Below are 19,331 nucleotides of genomic sequence, written 5' to 3' on the forward strand. Positions count from 1 at the left end.
GTAGTCACATGCTTTTGTGAAAATGTATATGGCTTAAACTATGCAGCTATTTAGACATTGTGAGAGTCCTAACTGAAGCATCAACTAACTCGGATTTTTGGGGAAACCTGGCACTCTTCGAAGTTGATAAATAATATTAGCTTCGTAAGGTTCGAGGGATGAAATAGGACGATTATCATCGCCATAACATACGCTACCAACAAGTTGTTCTTCTAATTTCGCGTATATCTTATCAAATAAGTTGTCAATGACTTTTCCTATCAAAGCTTCTTTCTCTTTCTCTATACTAATATCTTTTTGATCTCCCTCAGGCAAAGACTTATCTATGCCCAAAACTTGAGATATCTCCTGATTTAATGAGATATCTGGCTTTTGTATTAAAAATTTATCAGTCTTTTCTTCACCAAGAACCTCATAAACAAATTGGGAAAATCGATAAAAACAAAGAGAAGAAGAATTTGCAGAAAGTTCAAGACCTTTAGGGAGAGACCTTGCTCTTGTCTTATATGTGTCTCTTAAAGCCTTTAATATCTGTTCCCATCTTTCATCATTAAAGGGTAAAGAAACTTTTTGAAAAAACAAAGTGATTTCTCTTTTGATTGGGTCATCATCATCAAGTTTCAAACTTAAACTCTGAGTTGTATCTAGTGACTTTGCCAACTTCAAGTGCAGAAGCTTTTCCTGCAATATCTCGTTACCTCTAGTATTCCAAAACATAGACTCATTAACTAGTGCAATAAAAAAGTTTAATGGTCCTCCAGTGACTGTTTCTTTGAGGATTGTTCTGTTTTCTGTGGTAGGATTATGCTCAGATTTTATATCTTTAATTTTAGTGTTTTTCTGCAATCCAAGAAGTGAGTAGAGACCAGTAGTAAAACGTTGATTTATTAATGTATTTCTGTACTTTAAAAATAGATCTAAATATTCTATAATTGTTGATAGGTTCTTGATATCTTGACAACTTTGTAGATTAGCAAGATCCTTGAAGTCTTCTTCATTAGACAAGAGTGACTGTTCATATATATATAGTCTGTAATCATCTAATTTACTCAGTCTATCTGCCTGCTGTGTTTTATTAGAATGATTTGTCTGGGTTTCATCTAAGTAGTTAACTACACAGATTGATTGCTCACTACTATATTTACCCATCGGCGAAAAAATTCTTGCAAAGCTACTATAATTTCCTGCGGCAGTATCTAATAAATATTTTGCTGATGTCAAATTATTATTTATTTCTTCTTGCTTGAGATAAGAAATTTTTCCTTCAGCTGAGATCGAGGGAACTCCATAACCATCTATGATATAAATTTTTGCCAAAGAAGTTAGATAATCTGTATAAAACAAGCCAGATTTATTACTTTCTAATGCAATTGCTTTTTGGAAATATTCTTGAGCCTTATTTAGATTCAGCATTTTGTAATAAGTTTTACCAAGCTTAAATAAGATTAATGGATGTTGTTTTGTCTCAAATGAAAAATCGAAGTATTGAGGAATAGTTTTAAATATATTTTGGCCTGCAAAATTATCTTTATTTAAGTAGGTTGCTGCTTTCTGATATTGTTGTTCTGCTTTTTTGTATTGACCATTAGTATATAAACTATCACCTACCCTTAATGCATTTCTTCCCCAGAGAGGTATAAGTAAGATAAATCCCAATAAAAATAAAAGTAGTAAAAAAGAAAAAACAGCGATGATCTGCTCGTGATATTCAGCTTTAAGAAATGGAAATTCACGAATGATATTTTTTAGGAAGTCGCTCGTAACTTTGAAAAAGCTTGCAGTGATTGAAAGAGTGGCAAGCCCAGAAAAAGATAGTGTGAGAATGTCGGTAATTCCGAACCCAAAGCTTTCAATAACAGATATGTTTCTATAAATTATTAAAACTGTAAAAAAAAGACATATTAGTGTTATGGTTTTGCTTGGTAAATTCAAGAAAATATACCAAGGTTTATCATAAAAAAACTTCCACCAATGTTTTTCTAAACAAGGATTAAATTTTATTCTTCTAGAATAAAATTTAACTTTGTCTATTGTTTTTTTGTTGGCTTTATGATCTATTTTGACTTCTGCAATTAGCCTTTGTAAGGCCTGGTCATTCCTCTCTAATAAGTCAATATTGTGAGGTGACAGATAACTATAAGAACTTAGAGCGTCTTCGACTTTATCTCTATGTCTCAGAACTTGGTAAATGAGATGCGAAAATTCAACTATATGTTCTTCTAACTCTTTCTTTGATGATGAATTTTGGAGAGGATGATCCTTGTTGTATTTTGATTTAAAAATAGTACTTAATCGTGAATTTTCCTCTAAGTAATAACTATATTCATTTAGGAGTTTTGTTAACTCAAGATCATTTTTGTCCATTGTATTGAATGAAAACACTAAAAAAACTAGCTAGCCTGTCATATGGATGTGCTTTATTAGATTTAGAAAACGATATTTCACTTAAGTGATGAGGAATTATATCAGATCGGGTAATTCATCTGCCTTTTTTTGAATTTTCTTTTGAGAGTGTAAGCTTTCTCAATATAAGGATTTGACTTGTTTCTTAAGTCTTCTTGATTAGTTTTATTCTCATCATATGACTTATACTTCTGTTATGAAGTTCAGAGTTGACATTGTTTCCTGAAAATATTCTTGTTGTTTATTCTTGACTATGTCTAAATAGTCATCCTGTAACAGCATGTATGAAGTGTATGGAGACATTCTCTCCGGCAATTGCTACAAAATAAAACTTCTACTGCAATTTCTAGATATCAAACATCAGTGGATTCATATCAATATTCTCAAGCAAGAAACTCATACTGAAGCCTTCAAAAAAATGAATTCGAATACAAGGATTTCAGTTGTGAAATTGGACAATGAAAAATATCTCTGGGAATCTAATGCCATTCTGAATTATTTTGCTGAGGGGACTTCTTTTCTGACACAAGATCGATCGCTGCATCAAAAAATATTTAGGTCTACCAAAAGAGAGGGAAGCTGAATATCACGGGAAACAAGAAGGTGGCCATAAAGCTCTAGGAGTTATGGATAGCCACCTTGCTACCCATAAATTTTTTCTAGGCGATCACCGCAAAATTCCATGCCTGTAGATATTTTTCTGGATGCCAAATACTCACGAATATTAGATAGTTCTAGCTTCTACCTAAAGTTTGGCACAGTATTTATCGATAAAAGATATTTGGGCTGTATAGAGATATCCCACAGAGAAAGATAGCTTTTCTTGCAAGTTTACAAATACTGCATAGCATTTTTTTACAATATTGAAGAAGTCGTAGTGCCAGAATAATTAGTCTTACAAAGAAATTATGATGACTAATCTCTTCCCAGACAATAGAAAAAGATGCGATAGATTTATTTTCTATAGGCTCTTATGCTAGCTGAATTGAGATACAGAATATGATTAAACTTGGATTGCTCTGGACAGGATATCTGATTCTTAGTTTCGTAATATTTTTGCTTGCTTCTTTTACGATTAATGGCTGGATTGTCTATATTTTTGTATTGCTTCCTCTTTATGGACTCATCTTATTGTTTGGCTGGTTACGTCTCCTAAAACACCGAAATGAAAGGGCGCAGTTTAGTCATGGTAGATGGCTCACTGTAATTGTCTTACAAATCGCTGTCTTGCTCACCTCTCCTGGAAACTGCTATATGGCGAATCAAGGCGCAAGATGTTATTCAAATTTCCAAATATTATTTGATAATGTACCTCAATCTGGCATGGTACTAAATGCACCTCATTGGATAATCGTAGAAGATTCTTTTTATGGGTTTGTTTTGGCCTATTGTGTTGCCTTGATAATAGGTGTATGGAGTACTAAATTCAAAACTGATCGCGAAAATAATCTTGACCTAGAATAATCTTTGATTATTTAGGCTTGACTGTTGTCTGAATACAAGATTTTATTTGAAGTTATTTATTTGCTGACTTGAGAATTTCTAAATAATTAAATCAAGTGGTGATCGCTTAAATGAAGACTACTTTTTTTCGTTGATGTAGAGAGAAATGCAAAAAAGAGGACGCTTCTAGCAGAAGCATCCCCAGGCGCAAGTAGAGAAATTGAAGTGATCGGAAAAATGAATTGAGATTGAAGTCGGCTAGAACCAAAAATTGCAGTTTAGTACTGCTTTAGATATTCTCTAGCCTCTTTGCAGTCAATACTATCGGCCTTCCCTTGTTCTAAGGCCTGTTGCTTGAGAACTTGTCTTGCCCATACTCGTTGCATCGCATTGAGTGTACCGTTCCGTTGTTTATCACGAATTGCCATGGTTATTACGCTCCTTGTGTAAGTTCGAAATACAAAACTGTATCAATCGCTACATTATTTATAGCATTTTCATAACTTAAACCGCTACCTTCTCAACAGATCTCAATAAATCTGAGGTGAGTAATGCAATGCTTCTCTCTATGATTAAGGCGGATCAACGGGGATATATTAGACGATGGGAAATATTCTGAAAGCTTATCTGGCCAAACAACTAGGACATCCCTCTGGCTGGTTTGGTCAAATGATCTTACGTCTTCTAAATCGTAGTAATGAGACGATGAACAGATTGACCTTTCAACAACTTACTCTTGCAAAGAATCAACATGTTTTAGAGATTGGTTTTGGTGGTGGTGAGCTCATCCAACGTTGTTTAATATCAGATTATTGGCCTGAAATTTCAGCCGTGGATCCAGCAATCACCGCTATTAGTTTTGCAGAGAAGCGCTTTAGGAATGAATTAGACTCTGGACGATTGCAAATATCTCAAGCCTCTGGTGAAAATCTCCCATTTTCTGATGAATTTTTTGATCGCATTGCAACAGTGAATACTTTGTATTTTTGGTCAGAACCAAAACAGGTATTAGCGTCCTGTTATCGAGTATTGAAACCAGCTGGAAAATTGGTGATTACCTATAACAACAAAACCTTTCTTGAAAAGACAGGTGCGACCAATTATGGCTTTCAAGCTTATGCTCCTGATGAAGTGCAAGTAATGTTAAAGGTTGCAGGATTTCAAGATATCCAAACGGTTGTGGAAGACAGCCCCTATGATGGCCAGTTTTTCTGTACCTCTGGCTCTAAAAACTGAAATTTCAGGACGCTATAGTTGTGGCGATCGCCTTGCCATTTGTTTCTGTTGCAGCTGGCAGTTCAGGATAAATCGGTCGCACCAGAACCGGTTTGTAAAAATCTTCCTGCAACAGTTCCACTTTGGATTGAGCGGAAAGCAATAGCAAGGCCCAAAAGATACCTACTTTTTCATGGCGGTGTTGTTGGCGCGTAATTTCTTCAGGAAAAAATTCGTTTGCTTCTTTGTATTCGAGCCATTGGGTCACCACGTCGTTGAGCTCAAAGACAGCTGTTGTTTCGTGAGCATTGGGTGATTTCGTATGGAAAAACTGCTCAAGTTGTGCTGCCAGCTCCGTCAAATTCTCATCGTGGGCAAGCTGGGTAATCTGTTTGATCGCCGCCTTTGTCGACATTTTGCGAGGACGTTTAACCCGTTTTTTGGGGACATGATCCTCGATCTCATTAGCGATCTGCTGAATCTGAACGATAAATTCTTGGAGCGTGACCCGGCGGCGTTTTGGTGGAGGTGCGGAGGCACGGCGACGGATATGTTTTTCTAACTTGAGCGGTAAACGTCGACCATCGTTATCATCCCAATCGTCAAGGAATTCGTCCTCTTGTAGCTCTTCTTCAATAGCCGTCAAACTTTCTAAAGTATCGGCCTTCAGCAAAACTAATTTCGAAGCCCAGAGAAAGGTTTGGCCTGATTGCGGTAAGTCCAAATCGGCGGCGACAAGTTCATTTGGCTCGCCAGTTAAACCCAATTCACTCAAAAACTGATCGATGACATCAATCACCTGTACATCCCATGGATCAATCTCTCCATCTTGGGCAAGGTTAATCAGGGTGGCGATCGCCTCTTGAGCTTTATTGGCCATAGACTTCTTTGAAACTTTTGATGATATTAGCTGATATTACTGATCGTTGTGCTCATCTGCCGCAGTTTCTGACTTATCTTCTGGGTCAGATGGCTCATCATCATTTGTTGTATCCTCAGCCTGAACATCCACTTCTTCCGTTTCTGTTGACTCTTCTGTGTCTGCTGATGTTTCCTCTGTCTCAAGATCTGGGTCTAACTTGAGATCTGCCAATGTTTGTTCTAATTCTTCAATTTTGCGACTTTGCTGCTTCAACTCCCGCTGCGCTTTCCAAGAATCAATTTGTCGCTGCAACTGATCCCACAAACTAAAAATCCAGGCCATCATTGCACCTGTGCCCACCGCCACCAATAATTCAATAGAGAGAGGCGCTTCAATCTGCATACCAGGAATCAGATTAATGGCAGCTGTTTGCGTATTTTCGATACTAAAAAGTGCCAACCCTAGGCACAACGCAAAAAATAATAAAAAATTTAACTGCCGCATAATGTCGCTTCAAACCTTGACCCGCTTCCGCTTAGAATAGCTCACTATTTTTCTGGTAAACCGCGATCGCCCACTAATCTTCGTAATCCGATAAACATCAGCGATCCTGTCGTTTCCTCCACCTAAAACTAGAATCCTCCCAGAGGCGATCGCCACCAGAGAGGATTTTGATGATGTTTGTGGATTGTCCCTAAACCTAGGAGAGTGCCGAATTTTTTACTGCATCACCAAGAGAGACATTGAGACCAGAACAAACCGTACCGCGACGGGCATCGATAGAAATAATGCCACCATCCCGAATTAACGTTGTTGCGTTATCGAAACCAACAATCACCGGAATACCGAGACGTAATCCAATCGTTGCGGCGTGACAATTTTGACTTAAATCTTCAATCACTACCCCACCGGCTTTGCGAATCATATCGATATGAGTGGCATCTGTCGCCGCCGCCACCAGAATATCCCCTGTATTAAAATCATTGATTTCCTGATTTCCTTGAACCACCCGTGCCCGACCATTTGCTGAACCTTGGCCGATGCCAGTCCCTGCACCGAGAACAGCCTGAACGACTTCAACTTTTACGAGGTCAGTGGAGCCAGAAACACCTTGTAATGTACCTGCTGTCATCACTACGAGATCACCTTCTTTTAGTAACCCCTTTTCCTGAGCAACATTAATCGCCGCTCTAAAGGTTTGCGTCGTCGAGGGAGAATCCATGACGAGGAGAGGCTGTGCCCCCCAAACTAATTGCAAACGACGAGCGACATCCACATGGGGAGTAACTGCCAAAATTGGTGTGAAAGGACGGAATTTTGAAACATTACGTGCCGTTGCCCCAGACTTTGTGAGGGTCATAATCGCAGTAGCATCCAGTTGTTTAGAGATATGACTGACCGCAGAGGAGATGGCATTGGGGATTGATTTTTTGTCGGAAGGCTGACGACGAATCTCATCAGGCTCTTGCTCAATCCGTCGGGCGATCGTTGCCATGGTTGCAACCGATTCGACGGGATACTCGCCGACAGCGGTTTCATTGGAGAGCATCACGGCATCCGTACCATCAAGAATCGCGTTCGCTACGTCAGAGACTTCTGCACGGGTTGGACGAGGGTTGTTTGCCATACTATCGAGCATCTGTGTCGCAGTGATGACAGGAATACCAAGACGGTTAGCTGTGGCAATCAATTTTTTCTGGAGGAGTGGCACTTCTTCTGCTGGCAATTCAACACCTAAGTCACCCCGCGCAACCATTACGCCATCAGAGAGAGAGAGGATGGCATCCATCTGTTCGATCGCTTCGTGTTTTTCGATTTTGACGATGACAGGGACATTTTTCCCCGCTTCGGCAATGATGCCTTTAATTTCTAATACGTCTTCTGGGTTCCGTACAAAACTGAGAGCGACCCAATCAACACCTTGATCTAGACCAAACATAAGGTCTTCACGGTCTTTATCTGTTAAGGCTTTAACAGATAAGTAAACGCCGGGGAAATTAACACCTTTATTGTTCGAGAGGGTGCCACCAACGACAACGCGACAATGAAGATTTTGGGCTTCCACATCGATTTTCTCGACGCGCATTTCAACTTTTCCATCATCAAGCAGAATGGTTGCGCCCTCCGGTACTTCTGCTGCTAGTTTTTGATAACTGATATACCCGACTTCTTGGGTACAGGGCACTTGGCGACTTGTGAGGATATAAGGATCATTTTTCTTGAGACGGATTGATCCTGTTTCGTATTTACCTAGGCGAATTTTCGGGCCTTGTAAATCCTGAAGAATACCGACCGGACAATTGAGTTCAAAGGCTGTTTGACGAATAAGGCGAATATTTCGCTGGTGGTCGTCATGGGTACCGTGTGAGAAGTTTAGCCGTAGAGTAGTGGCTCCCGCTTCGATGAGTTCGCGCAGAACATCGGGCTTGCTTGTTGCTGGGCCGATTGTTGCAACGATTTTTGTGCGGCGGGGCATGTCTCTAAAGGCCATGGTGTAAGTTTCTCTGGTCAGTTTGGGAAAATAAGCCCCATATTATCCCAAAATTTGACGTTTCTTACCAAGGCAGGATCTAATTTCTAAATAAAATATTAAATTTTAGCTTTGATCTAATCCTGTTAAATTCCGCTGGCATTCAAGTATTTATTCTTGTTTTTTTCTCTGGAGATTAGTCAGTTATTATTCTTGTTTTTTATAGTTATTTGAGCCGTTAATTCTTGGATTTTACTGCCGATAAAATTATTGAGCTTGCGAGGGATGAGGTGATCGCCCCAATTTCAAAAACTTAACTATTGGGTGTTGTTTGGAGCTCCTGTAATTTTTCCCGGAGACCACGCACAATACCGGCTTTTTCTTCAAGGGTAATCGACTCATTTTGCTCGATATCGAGGATTTGTTTGCCGATGTTTAGCTCGCGGATCGGGTGCCAATCTGCGTCTGTGGCAGCATCAAATCCAGACCAATTTAAGGACTGTAGAATAGCTTGATCGTCGTAACCATAGAAAAAGTTGCGGATTTTTTCTTTGAGGTCATCGGGTAATTTATCGTCGTAAGCGATGGGATCTGCCGGAATAAATGGAGATGTCCAGATGATGCGGATGGTTTTGTCTTCTTCTGGATATCGGTTAGCAAAGCGTTGTAGGGCTTCACTATTATTTGTCGCAACATCAATTTTTTGTTCGGCGATCGCCAGGGCTGTTGCTTCGTGATTGCCTAAAAAAGATACTTCCTGAAAATGGGTGAGGGGATCGATGCCATTTTGGGAGAAGAGATAATACATCGGTACGAGATAGCCCGATGTCGAATTCACATCATTAAAGGCAAAGGTTAAATCCTTACCCTGTTCTAATAAATAGCTACTTGGAGATTCTCCCTGTGCTGCCTGTAGCCAGAGGCGATCGCCGCGAGCAATCAGATGCGCATAATACCCCCGACTGCCCTTATCCGAAACCGTGAGCGCAAAGGCCCGAGCATCTGCGACTGTCGCAGCTTCAATATAGGTTTTGCCGCCAAACCAGGCGATTTGGATTACCCCTGAGCGCATCGCTTCGATGAGACTAGAATATTGCAACGCAAAAAAAGGCTTTACTGGTATACCCAGTGCTTCTGTTAAGTCGGCGAGAAAAGGTTGCCAGCGCGGCAATAATTCTTCCTCTGATTTAGTCGTTAAAATGCCAAATTTTAACTCTCTTTGGAGCTCTGGGTTATCTTGGGGTGAAAAGGTTTGTCTACATCCTTTAAGGAATTGGCTACTTGTCGCGGCAGTAAGCCCCAAGAGCAACTGAAGAAAGCGTTGCCTATTCATAAATTGCAGATCATCTTGCACGGAAGGACATGATTTTGTGAATATCTTTCTGCTCAGGCGTATTGATCACCGTAACAATGAAGATGACATTCTGCTTACTATTTATACTTTAAAAATAGCGATTATTTTTTTGCTTTGTCCGTCCCATGAAACCGATTTTTCGCCAGCTACTATTAGGATTTGGCTTTTCGCTGACCATTGTTGGTTTTGGGGCGACATGGATTAACTATCGTATTATCCAGCGTGATTTTGCACGGCAGATTAATATTCGTGCCTCATCGATTACCCAATCCCTCAAATTATCCACTGAGGGGCTAATTGAACTGGGTTATTTTCCTCTGTTGGAGAGAGCTGTCACTAACCATGCCACTCTACCAGAAGTGAAAGAAGTGGCCATTGTTGATCCGAATGGAAAAATTATTAGCCATAGCCTTGTTACGAATACGAATCAACCGTTTATTGAGATCCATCCAACTTTAAATGGGCTAGTCGAAACCGCTTCTCTAACGGGTGATACCCAATCTCAGCGCGTCAAGCTAGATGGGAAACCTGTTTTTGTGGAGGTGTTGCCCTTCAGCAATATGATGTTTGGCACTGATATGCAGCGAGGAGTGGCGATCGCCATTCTCGACTTAGAGCCACTCGAAAAGGAAGCCCGAAAAGCCTTAATCGTATCAAGTCTGGCGATCGCCGCTAGTATCCTGTTGGTTTTGGTGATGTTGAGCTATCTTATTCACCGTATTATTCTGTCGCCCCTTTCGAGGCTAAACGATGCCGTATATGACAGTAAAACCAGTGGTGATTTTCACTTTAATGCTGGAGAGCTAAATAACGAAATCACGTTTCTCGCCCAGACTTTTGATGAGGTTTACCAACAACTTGCCACCTATGAAGAACTCGAAAAGGAAGTCCAGCAACGGAAAGAGGCGGAAGTTGCCCTCCGTGAAAGCGAGTCAGAGGAACGCAAAAAAGCAGAAGCCCTATCCTCTGCCATTGAGACCTTAAAAGAAACTCAAATCCAGCTGATTCAGACTGAAAAAATGTCTAGTCTTGGTCAAATGGTGGCAGGGCTCGCCCATGAGATTAATAATCCAGTCAACTTCATTCACAATAATCTTGTCTGTGCCAACCAATATCTCAATGACTTGATTGAACTGGCTACGTTATATCAGCAGACTTATGAAGAAATCCCGCCTGAAATCCGCGCAAAATTAACTGATATTGATTTTGAATTTATCCAAGAAGATGCAGAAAGTTTATTTCGCTCTTTGCTCAATGGTTCCGGCAGGATTTGTGAACTCGTCGTTTCCTTGAAAAATTTCTCGCGTCTCGATCAAGCTGAACAAAAAGATGTTGATATCCATGAAGGGATTGAAAGTACGTTACTGATTCTCAAAAATCGTTTAGAGCGTTTGAAAAAGACCTCGCTTGGACCGATTAGGCTGGTTAAAAACTATGGTGAGTTGCCGTTGGTGAATTGCTATGCAAGCCAATTGAACCAAGTTTTAATGAATTTGTTGCTCAATGCCATTGATGCACTCAATGAAAAAGCTGCAGCAATAATTATGATCACCACAGAGCATTTGGATAATGGCTATCTACGGATCACGATCGCCGACAATGGTTGTGGGATTCCGGGCGATATTATTGATACTTTGTTTGATCCATTTTTTACGACAAAACCCGTTGGGGAAGGCACAGGCCTAGGGTTATCGATTAGTTACAAAATTATTGTGGAACAGCATAAAGGTCAGCTGTATTGCAACTCGGAAGTGGGTGTTGGCACAAACTTTATTCTAGAAATTCCTTGTCAAATGAATGACCAAAAGGCTTTGATCTCTGCAACTAACGCCGCTGAAAACAATTAAGGGGTGAGTCGTTCTCGCTGCCAATTGTCGTCGGCTGTAAGGTAAAGACCAATCGATCATGGAGACAGCCTGGACGACCTTGCCAAAATTCAATTTTGTCGGGAATCACGTGAAACTCTCCCCAATGATCCGGGCGAGGAATGGTTGTTGCTCCGGGATATTGTTCGGCAAGTTCAGCAAAATTATTTTCTAGGACTTCACGGTTGGCGATCGCCGACAATGCTCGCGGTATTTCAGAAAATATTACTGAGATTGTTGATCTGCTTCATACCAACTCTGGATGGCGCTAATTACAAAGCTTGCGGCTGGGGTGTCGAGATATGAGTCTAAGGCGGAGATTCCTCCTGCTTTTAATGCGGCAATAATTCTCTGGGCAAGGTTTTGGTTTTGTTCGATTTCTTTGATGACTTCTGTGGCAACAGTCATCTTTTCGCTCATGGTATCGCTACCATATTCGGTTTCGAGCTGTTTAAGTAATGCCTTGATTTCGACGACGGCTTGCTGGAGGGTCTGTTTTTCTGCTTCGTTGTACTGCCCTGCGACTACGGCATCATTGCTGACTTCACCGTTATTTGCACCTATACCAAAGTTGCCATATTGGTTAATGATATTGCCTTGTTTTTCTGCCAGGGTTTCAATGATATTGGTGAGCTTGGTTGCGTTTTGTCTTTCTCGATCAATTTGCTCTTGGGAATATTCAAGTTGTCCTTGTAATAATTTGATCTGTTGGTCTTTTGCTTCTAAGAGGGGCTGATAGCGACTCCAAAAGTTTTTTTCAATGGCGGCTTTGTCTGCATCGGCAGGGACATCAACCTGAACAACAAAGGAGCCATCACGATTTTTCTTGATGCCTGCAATGTCGAGTTCACCGACTTCACTATCGAGTTGTAATCCTTGAAATGACCTTAAAAAAGCGTTCCAGTCAATGCCTTCACCAAAAATCAAGTCAACGGTGTCTAAGCTCTGGCAAATAAATCGTTCAAAGTCTCCAAGAGTAAAGTTACAAGTTGGAGTAGAGGGACGGCGTTCTATACCTTTTTGATTGTTTTCATCCCATCTGAGAAAAATATAATTACAAATTACTCCTTCAAAATCTGTCTCAGAATTAATATTCCAATCCTGAATACAAGCTCCCGTTAAATCCGCAGATTTGAGTGATGCGCCCACTAGAGTCGATAGTTTGCAGAGTGTGTGACAGAGTTTAGCTCCAGAGAGGTTGACTCCAGAGAGGTTGACTCCAGAGAGGTTGACTCCAGAAAGATTAACTCCAGAGAGATTGACTCCAGAGAGGTCGGCTTCAGAGAGACTGACTCCAGAGAGGTCAGCTTCAGAGAGGTCAGCTTCAGAGAGGTCGGCTTCAGAGAGGTCAGCTTCAGAGAGGTCGGCTTTAGAAAGGTTTGCTCCATAGAGGTTTGCTCCATAGAGGTATGCTCCATAGAGGTATGCTCCATAGAGGTTGGTTTTAGAGAGGTCTGCTTTAAAGAGAAAAGCTTCAGAAAGGTGGGTTCTACGAAGGTTTGTTCCATAGAGGTAGGCCTGACGGAGATGGACTTTAGAGAGTTTAGCTCCAGAGAGGTCGGCTCCAGAGAGGTCGGCTCCAGAGAGGTCGGCTCCAGAGAGATTGACTCCAGAGAGATTGACTCCAGAGAGGTGGGCACCAGAGAATTGAGCTCTTCGCAAATCGATTTTAAGTTTAGGATTGTCTTCACGCCATTGATTCCAATCTTTAGCACCACATCTCAAGATGGCAAGCTGCTCTTCGTCTGGCATAAGTCACCACTGGTCACGCAGAATTTCAGAATCAATTTCATTATATTTAAGGAGCAAGACGTTCTCTTTGCCAAGTTTGATCTACTTGTAAGGAAAAAACTAGACGATCATGAAGACGACTGGGACGACCCTGCCAAAACTCAATTTTATCTGGCACTACTTTGAACCCACCCCAATGATCTGGGCGAGGAATTTCAGTTCCTTCAGGATACTTTTTCTCTAGATCTACAAAGTTCTGCTCTAGCGTTTCACGGTTGGCGATCGCCTTACTTTGGGGAGAAGCCCAGGCACCCAGTTGAGATTCGCGAGGGCGACTATGGAAATATTGATCTGATTCTGCGGCCGCAATTTTTTCTACTTTCCCTTCGATACGTACCTGTCTCTCTAGTGGCTCCCACCAAAATACAAGGCATGCAAAGCCGTTGTTGATTAGTTCTGTGCTTTTGCGGCTTGTGTAGTTCGTGAAAAACACGAAACCTTGATTGTCAAAATGCTTGAGCAGCACAACCCTTGCACTAGGGCGGCCATCTGCTGAAACGCTACCCAAAACCATGGCATTTGGCTCAGGAATCTCTTCTATCTCTGAAGCTTCGGCAAACCAAGTGGCGAATTGCTGCATCGGATTATCATTTACGTCGTCTTCGTGGAGACCATCACGAGTGTAATTTTGGCGGAGATGGGCGACGTGCATAATCATGGGAAAATTCCGAGGGGCAAACGGGTCGTATTTTAACGTATTTTTTCTGGCTGAATCAGACGGCCAAACCATAGGGTGACGGATATATATGGCACGAAATAAAGTTGCAGCAAATATCCGTAAACTTTGGCTCTTAAAAGGGTTGGAGTCAGCTTGGTTTCCTATCCCTATTTTAATGATTTTCTATGAATCCCATGGACTATCTTTAGAGCAAGGAGTTTTGCTAAAGGCGATTTTATCGGGAGCGATTTTTCTAGGGGAAATTCCCTCGGGCTATTTTGCGGATCGGTTTGGTCGTAAGACAAGTCTTGTGGGCGGCGCCTGTTTTTGGTTATTCGGCTGGCTGATTTATTGCACTCAAGGAAGCTTTAGTTGGTTTGCCGTGGCTGAAATTTTAGTAGGAGTGGGTGGTAGTTTGATGTCGGGGGCCGATAGTGCGATCGCCTATGACAGTCTCCTCGAATTAAGCCGGGCTGGAGAATATCGCGCTTGGGAAGGGAAGGCGAGCGCCATTACAGGGTTAACAGAAGCCTGTTGTGGGTTGGTGGGAGCTTGGATTGCGGAAACGAATTTGGTCTATCCGTTTTATCTCCAGACAGGCTGTATTTTTCTGTATGTATTGCTTGCCCTCACCCTCCGCGAACCCACAGCTCACCGCACGCAAGAAACCCCCCAGTGGCGATCACTTCTCCCTTCGATCCAAGCTATTTTTACAAAACGACCGTTTCTACGCTGGCTGCTGCTATTTTCAGCAACCTTGTCCTGCGGTACGTTTCTGATTGTGTGGCTATCCCAAGAATATCTCGTCCAAAATGGCCTCGCCCTTGCACAACTCGGTTGGGCTTGGTTGATTCTCCACTGTGCACTGGCGATCGCCTCCGGTAATGCCGCCAAAATTTCTCCTCGATATTACCCACTCGTCTTTGCTCTGCTACCAATATTGCTGGCGATCGCCTATATTGCCCTCGGCTTGATCCATAGCCTGTGGGGCATTCTATTTATCACAGCGATTTACGTTGTGCGTGGCCTGCTCTCCCCTCTCGTATTGAGCTATCTCAATGACCACATCCCCTCAAATCTTCGCGCCACCCTAATTTCGGTTAATAGCTTTCTTTTTCGCCTTATTTTCTTTGCCTTTGCGCCCTTGCTTGGACTTGTGAGCCATCTGAGTAACTTTGATCTGAGCCTGATGTTTTCCGGTATCGTATTGGGGGCGATCGCCTTCTACGCTTACTGGCAAATCAAACCAACCCTAAACGCTCGTCCATAATCCTCAGCAAATTTTATCCTTAGCGTGATCGTGACCAACACCAAAACATCACAGGAACTTTCCTGAAGGCATCCCTCCCCAAGGAAAAAAGGATAGACTGGGATAAAAAATACGCTAAATATGTGTAAGCAGAGAAGCTCAAAAGCTTTGGCAAAGAGAGTCCCAACTCCGCTGAAAAGTTTACCCTAGTCACATTAGCGTTTACCCCTTGTACTCCCCCGCTATGACTTTTTCGAACGCCGGTAGCATTCTGGCAACATTAAGCCAGTTCACCCAATTCAACCGATCCAACGCGCTGACCGACCGAGTACAAGATATTTCGATTAACGAATTTGTCTGCCTCCTAGACTTCATTACCGCTGAATTCCAGCAATTCCTCCGCGCCCTCGACATGATCAATAACGAAGCATTAGAGACAATGCTCGATCAGATCATGGAAGCCTTTACGTTCAAGATCGGCCAAATTCTTCAGGCAGAACGCACCACCATTTTTCTCGTCGACGAAGAACAACAACAACTCTGGTCAAAAATTGATCGCGGCCGTAAAAATGGCCCCCGCAACCTCCGTATCCCTCTCAAAATTGGTATTGCAGGCCATGTGGCTGCCACTTCCGAAACCCTAAATATCGACAACGCCTACGAACATCCCCTGTTCAAAAAAGATATCGATGAGCGGCCTGGTATCCAAACCAAAACACTGCTGTGTATGCCGATCTGTAGCAGCTCTGGCAAAGTCGTTGCTGTGGTTCAGCTCGTTAATAAAAAAGGTGGTGATACCTGCTTCGATGACCAGGACGAAGAACGATTTTCTGAATTTGCCTCATCCATCGGCATTATTCTCGAAACGTGCCAATCTTTTTATGTTGCTGCGAGAAATCAGCGTGGTGCCTCCGCTCTTCTGAAGGCAACTTCTAGTCTGGGTCAGAGCTTAGACCTAGAAGCAACCCTACAAGCCGTAATGGAGCAAGCCCGCAAGCTAATGCAGGCAGATCGCAGTACCCTCTTTATGTTGAGCCGAGAAACCGGTGAGCTCTGGAGTAAAGTCGATAGCGCTGATCACTCCCAAAAGATGGAAATTCGGATTCCGTCTAATCGCGGCATTGTCGGATTTGTTGCCTCTACAGGCCAAGTACTTAACATCTCCGATGCCTATTCCGATCCACGCTTTGATCCCTCCACCGATCGCCGCACTGGTTACAATACCCGCACCATTCTTTGTATGCCAGTGTTTAACTCCAGTAGTGAGTTGATTGCTGTTACCCAACTAATCAACAAAGAACAAGGTAGCTTTAGTGCCTCTGACGAAGAATTTATGCAGGCGTTTAATATCCAAGCGGGTATTGCCCTAGAAAATGCCAAATTATTTGAAAATGTTTTAACGGAAAAGCAATATCAAAAAGATATTCTCGAAAGTCTCTCTGATGCAGTAATCTCGACGGATTTACAAGGACGGATCGTCACCATTAATGATGCGGCTTTAGAGCTTTTAGGGTTTCCGAAAGAAGAACACCATAATGAAACGCTACGGCAACTCTGGGAATGTAAATTAGTTGATCGCCAAGTATGGGAAGTCGTGCCCATTGAAAATTTACAAGCACGCCTAGAGGATAGTTTGCAATATGGTGCGAAATCCTATGTGCCAGAGCAGGAGCTACATCTAGGCTCTTACTGTCCACCGGATCGGAGTTGTCTCTTGGCTGTGCCACGTCTCTTTTCGCCGGGTGAATATTTCATTTGGAATGAGGATGAGCCAGCTGATCCAGAATTTTTACAACCGATTGATCGCAATATTAACCTTAGCGTTAATCCCCTTACGAATGGTGATGGGCAGGTGCGTGGTGGACTCGTTGTTATTGAGGACATCAGCCAAGAGAAGCGGATGAAGTCGACGTTATATCGGTACATGACTCCCGGTGTGGCCGAACAAGTAATGGCCTTAGGTGATGAGAATTTGATGGTAGGAGAACGTCGGGATGTGACGATTCTCTTTTCTGATATTCGGGGCTATACGACGCTAACAGAAAACCTTGAAGCAACGGAAGTCGTCTCGCTGCTAAATCAGTATTTTGAAACGATGGTGGAGTCCGTTTTTGACTACCATGGCACCTTGGATAAATTTATTGGTGATGCGTTGATGGCGGTGTTTGGTGCGCCGTTACCGCTCGATGATCATGCCTGGATGTCCATTAAATCTGCATTGGATATGCGTCGCCGCTTAGATGAATTTAATCATCGCCGTGTGGTGGATAATCAGCCGCAAATCCAATTTGGTATCGGAATTAGTTCGGGTGAGGTGGTTTCTGGAAATATTGGCTCCCAAAAACGGATGGATTATACAGTGATTGGGGATGGCATCAACGTTAGTGCGCGTTTAGAAAGTCTGACAAAGCAGTATCTCTGCGACATTATCATCAGCGAAAATACTCTCGCGCTCTGTGATGATCGCCTGTGGGTCCGGGAGCTGGATAAGATTCGAGTGAAAGGTAAGAGCAAGGCGACGAAAATTTATGAGGTTATTACCGAGAAGGAGCAGCAGCTAGAGGATAATCACCACGAATTTCTCGATTTGTATCATCGGGGTCGAGCCGCATATATGGATAAGGATTTCCAGCGGGCAATCACCGCATTCAAAAAGGCTCATAAAATTAGAAAGGATGACCAAGCAACGGTGATTCATCTGCGACGGGCACAGCGATTCTTTAGTAATCCTCCCGGTAAAAACTGGGATGGCATCTATACAATGCAAACGAAATAGCCGGTGATTATCCTAACCAAAGACTTTAGTCGTTAAGTTTAGGCATTGAGGCTCAAAACTTCTTTGCGTGGTAGCTGAGATTTGAGGGTTGAGGTGAGAATATCTTGGGCAGCAACGTCGCAGGCTGTACCGTCTCCCATGGCTGCTCGCACTTCTGCATAGTCCGCAAACATTTGGTCGCGGCGATCGCCTGGCATGAGTAAGGCGAAAGCTTCCTTGGCGATCCCCTCTGCTGAAGCCTCATCCTGCCAAAGCTCTGGCACGATACGACGCATGAGCATTAAATTAACGGCTGACATAAAGGGGATTGAAAATCTAATGATCCACTTTGCAATCCAAGCTGTCAAAGGATGTATTTTGTACAGAACAACTTGAGGCACATCAAGTAAGGCGATTTCAAGGTTAACGGTGCCAGACTTGGCAATCGCTAAATCCGCAGCGGCGATCGCCAATGATGTTTCATTTGGGTCATCGATCAGAATGGCATTAAGACCTGCTTCATTCACTGCCCTTTCAATGGCCATACGATAGTTAGGCAAAGCAACGGGGACGAGAAATTTCAAGTTGGGAATCTGTTGCTGGAGGATTTTTGCCGCGCCGATGATATCGGGTAAGAGATATTTTAATTCTTGACGACGAGATGCTGGTAGGAGAGTCACAATGGTTTGCTCTCGATTTAACCCTAATTGATCGCGGGCAGTGAGTTTATTCGGGGAGCTTGCCATCTTTGCAACTAAGGGATGGCCCACATAATTGACATCGATGCCATAGTCGGCAAAATATCGCGCTTCCTCAGGGAAAATAGCGAGAATGCGATCTGTAATGCGGGCGATCGCCTTGGTATTGCGATCATTAAAAGACCACACCCAAGCTTGCGGGGCAATGTAATAGAAAATGGGGATATTTGGGAGATTACGGCGGACAAAATTGCCAATGCTAATGTTGGGGCCAACGTAATCGATCAAAATTATTTTGTCGGGGGGATTTTGCTTGAGATACTGTTTTGCTTGGTGCTGGACCTTTAGCGTGGGGATGATATAGGGCAATGATTCGACTAAACCGATAGAGCCAATACGAGTCGTATTCCCCAATAATGTTGCGCCAGCTGCTGCCATGCGATCGCCACCAAGGGCTGTAATTTTAAGATCAATATTGAGTCGGCGCGCTTGCCGAAAGAGAGCCTCTACTAAAAGACTTCCTTGTAAATCACCGGATACTTCCCCAGTGCTAATAAAAATATGCATG

16 protein-coding genes are annotated in these 19,331 nt (G+C 42.6%); 6 read left to right on the plus strand and 10 right to left on the minus strand.

Annotation, left to right across the window (positions count from 1 at the left end; translation table 11 throughout):
* Positions 1-84: 84 nt before the first annotated feature.
* Positions 85-2,364: a tetratricopeptide repeat protein gene (locus tag LEPTO7376_RS06190; RefSeq protein ID WP_015133356.1), complete on the minus strand. Its 2,280-nt coding sequence runs from the start codon at positions 2,362-2,364 to the stop codon at positions 85-87.
* 319 nt (positions 2,365-2,683) lie between these two features.
* Here LEPTO7376_RS06190 and LEPTO7376_RS28660 point away from each other — a divergent pair, with 319 nt between their 5' ends.
* Positions 2,684-2,986, plus strand: a complete 303-nt coding sequence (locus LEPTO7376_RS28660; protein ID WP_051188729.1) for a glutathione S-transferase N-terminal domain-containing protein — start codon at positions 2,684-2,686, stop codon at positions 2,984-2,986.
* Positions 2,987-3,402: 416 nt separating this feature from the next.
* Positions 3,403-3,867, plus strand: coding sequence for a hypothetical protein (locus LEPTO7376_RS06200; protein ID WP_015133357.1), 465 nt, complete (start codon positions 3,403-3,405; stop codon positions 3,865-3,867).
* Between the two features lie 257 nt (positions 3,868-4,124).
* Here LEPTO7376_RS06200 and LEPTO7376_RS26245 read toward each other — a convergent pair whose 3' ends face one another.
* On the minus strand, positions 4,125-4,274 hold the full coding sequence (locus LEPTO7376_RS26245; RefSeq protein WP_015133358.1) for a hypothetical protein: 150 nt from the start codon (positions 4,272-4,274) through the stop codon (positions 4,125-4,127).
* Positions 4,275-4,449: 175 nt separating this feature from the next.
* On the opposite strand from LEPTO7376_RS26245, the gene LEPTO7376_RS06205 reads away from it, so the two are divergent.
* Positions 4,450-5,082 (plus strand): class I SAM-dependent methyltransferase, encoded by a 633-nt coding sequence (locus LEPTO7376_RS06205; RefSeq protein ID WP_015133359.1) that lies wholly within the window; start codon positions 4,450-4,452, stop codon positions 5,080-5,082.
* 4 nt (positions 5,083-5,086) lie between these two features.
* Here the strand turns inward: LEPTO7376_RS06205 and LEPTO7376_RS06210 are convergent, their stop codons facing one another.
* From LEPTO7376_RS06210 to phnD, 4 genes are all read right to left on the minus strand, one after another.
* Complete coding sequence (locus tag LEPTO7376_RS06210) at positions 5,087-5,941, minus strand: segregation/condensation protein A (RefSeq protein ID WP_015133360.1); 855 nt, start codon at positions 5,939-5,941, stop codon at positions 5,087-5,089.
* 36 nt (positions 5,942-5,977) lie between these two features.
* Positions 5,978-6,427, minus strand: a complete 450-nt coding sequence (locus LEPTO7376_RS06215; RefSeq protein ID WP_015133361.1) for a lipopolysaccharide assembly LapA domain-containing protein — start codon at positions 6,425-6,427, stop codon at positions 5,978-5,980.
* Between the two features lie 196 nt (positions 6,428-6,623).
* Positions 6,624-8,414 carry a pyruvate kinase gene (pyk, locus tag LEPTO7376_RS06220; RefSeq protein WP_015133362.1) on the minus strand — a complete coding sequence of 597 codons (1,791 nt, stop codon included), beginning with the start codon at positions 8,412-8,414 and terminating at the stop codon, positions 6,624-6,626.
* 292 nt (positions 8,415-8,706) lie between these two features.
* Positions 8,707-9,726 carry a phosphonate ABC transporter substrate-binding protein gene (phnD, locus tag LEPTO7376_RS06225; protein WP_015133363.1) on the minus strand — a complete coding sequence of 340 codons (1,020 nt, stop codon included), beginning with the start codon at positions 9,724-9,726 and terminating at the stop codon, positions 8,707-8,709.
* 146 nt (positions 9,727-9,872) lie between these two features.
* Between phnD and LEPTO7376_RS06230 the strand changes: the two genes are divergently transcribed.
* A complete protein-coding gene (locus LEPTO7376_RS06230; protein ID WP_015133364.1) occupies positions 9,873-11,594 on the plus strand; it encodes a sensor histidine kinase in 1,722 nt (573 codons plus the stop codon).
* On the opposite strand, the gene LEPTO7376_RS06235 is transcribed toward LEPTO7376_RS06230, so the two are convergent.
* The 3 genes from LEPTO7376_RS06235 to pdxH are packed head-to-tail and all read right to left on the minus strand — an operon-like array spanning position 11,572 to position 14,055.
* Positions 11,572-11,814: a pyridoxine 5'-phosphate oxidase C-terminal domain-containing protein gene (locus LEPTO7376_RS06235; RefSeq protein ID WP_051188730.1), complete on the minus strand. Its 243-nt coding sequence runs from the start codon at positions 11,812-11,814 to the stop codon at positions 11,572-11,574. The two genes, LEPTO7376_RS06230 and LEPTO7376_RS06235, sit on opposite strands and share 23 nt — an antisense overlap.
* A 23-nt stretch (positions 11,815-11,837) precedes the next feature.
* Entirely contained in the window at positions 11,838-13,364 is a 1,527-nt protein-coding gene (locus LEPTO7376_RS23270) for a pentapeptide repeat-containing protein (RefSeq protein ID WP_015133365.1), read from the minus strand.
* A 46-nt stretch (positions 13,365-13,410) separates the two neighbouring features.
* Entirely contained in the window at positions 13,411-14,055 is a 645-nt protein-coding gene (gene pdxH, locus LEPTO7376_RS06245) for a pyridoxamine 5'-phosphate oxidase (protein WP_264309027.1), read from the minus strand.
* Between the two features lie 94 nt (positions 14,056-14,149).
* Between pdxH and LEPTO7376_RS06250 the strand changes: the two genes are divergently transcribed.
* Both LEPTO7376_RS06250 and LEPTO7376_RS06255 read left to right on the plus strand, forming a co-directional pair.
* A complete protein-coding gene (locus tag LEPTO7376_RS06250; protein WP_015133367.1) occupies positions 14,150-15,331 on the plus strand; it encodes an MFS transporter in 1,182 nt (393 codons plus the stop codon).
* A gap of 223 nt (positions 15,332-15,554) precedes the next feature.
* Entirely contained in the window at positions 15,555-18,086 is a 2,532-nt protein-coding gene (locus tag LEPTO7376_RS06255) for a GAF domain-containing protein (protein ID WP_015133368.1), read from the plus strand.
* Positions 18,087-18,124: 38 nt separating this feature from the next.
* Here LEPTO7376_RS06255 and lpxB read toward each other — a convergent pair whose 3' ends face one another.
* A complete protein-coding gene (gene lpxB, locus LEPTO7376_RS06260; protein WP_015133369.1) occupies positions 18,125-19,330 on the minus strand; it encodes a lipid-A-disaccharide synthase in 1,206 nt (401 codons plus the stop codon).
* Position 19,331 lies beyond the last annotated feature (1 nt).

The organism is [Leptolyngbya] sp. PCC 7376, assembly GCF_000316605.1.
Classification (GTDB): Bacteria; Cyanobacteriota; Cyanobacteriia; order Cyanobacteriales; family MRBY01; genus MRBY01.

What these genes read in the sequence shown, in the direction of transcription:
- LEPTO7376_RS06255 (WP_015133368.1), top strand. Translation starts at nt 15,555, where the DNA reads ATGACTTTTTCGAACGCCGGTAGCATTCTGGCAACATTAAGCCAGTTC.
- LEPTO7376_RS06210 (WP_015133360.1), bottom strand. Translation starts at nt 5,941, where the DNA reads ATGGCCAATAAAGCTCAAGAGGCGATCGCCACCCTGATTAACCTTGCC.
- LEPTO7376_RS06205 (WP_015133359.1), top strand. Translation starts at nt 4,450, where the DNA reads ATGGGAAATATTCTGAAAGCTTATCTGGCCAAACAACTAGGACATCCC.
- lpxB (WP_015133369.1), bottom strand. Translation starts at nt 19,330, where the DNA reads ATGCATATTTTTATTAGCACTGGGGAAGTATCCGGTGATTTACAAGGA.
- pyk (WP_015133362.1), bottom strand. Translation starts at nt 8,414, where the DNA reads ATGGCCTTTAGAGACATGCCCCGCCGCACAAAAATCGTTGCAACAATC.
- LEPTO7376_RS06230 (WP_015133364.1), top strand. Translation starts at nt 9,873, where the DNA reads ATGAAACCGATTTTTCGCCAGCTACTATTAGGATTTGGCTTTTCGCTG.
- LEPTO7376_RS06215 (WP_015133361.1), bottom strand. Translation starts at nt 6,427, where the DNA reads ATGCGGCAGTTAAATTTTTTATTATTTTTTGCGTTGTGCCTAGGGTTG.
- pdxH (WP_264309027.1), bottom strand. Translation starts at nt 14,055, where the DNA reads ATGCACGTCGCCCATCTCCGCCAAAATTACACTCGTGATGGTCTCCAC.
- LEPTO7376_RS26245 (WP_015133358.1), bottom strand. Translation starts at nt 4,274, where the DNA reads ATGGCAATTCGTGATAAACAACGGAACGGTACACTCAATGCGATGCAA.
- LEPTO7376_RS06200 (WP_015133357.1), top strand. Translation starts at nt 3,403, where the DNA reads ATGATTAAACTTGGATTGCTCTGGACAGGATATCTGATTCTTAGTTTC.
- LEPTO7376_RS28660 (WP_051188729.1), top strand. Translation starts at nt 2,684, where the DNA reads ATGTATGAAGTGTATGGAGACATTCTCTCCGGCAATTGCTACAAAATA.
- LEPTO7376_RS23270 (WP_015133365.1), bottom strand. Translation starts at nt 13,364, where the DNA reads ATGCCAGACGAAGAGCAGCTTGCCATCTTGAGATGTGGTGCTAAAGAT.
- LEPTO7376_RS06250 (WP_015133367.1), top strand. Translation starts at nt 14,150, where the DNA reads ATGGCACGAAATAAAGTTGCAGCAAATATCCGTAAACTTTGGCTCTTA.
- LEPTO7376_RS06190 (WP_015133356.1), bottom strand. Translation starts at nt 2,364, where the DNA reads ATGGACAAAAATGATCTTGAGTTAACAAAACTCCTAAATGAATATAGT.
- phnD (WP_015133363.1), bottom strand. Translation starts at nt 9,726, where the DNA reads ATGAATAGGCAACGCTTTCTTCAGTTGCTCTTGGGGCTTACTGCCGCG.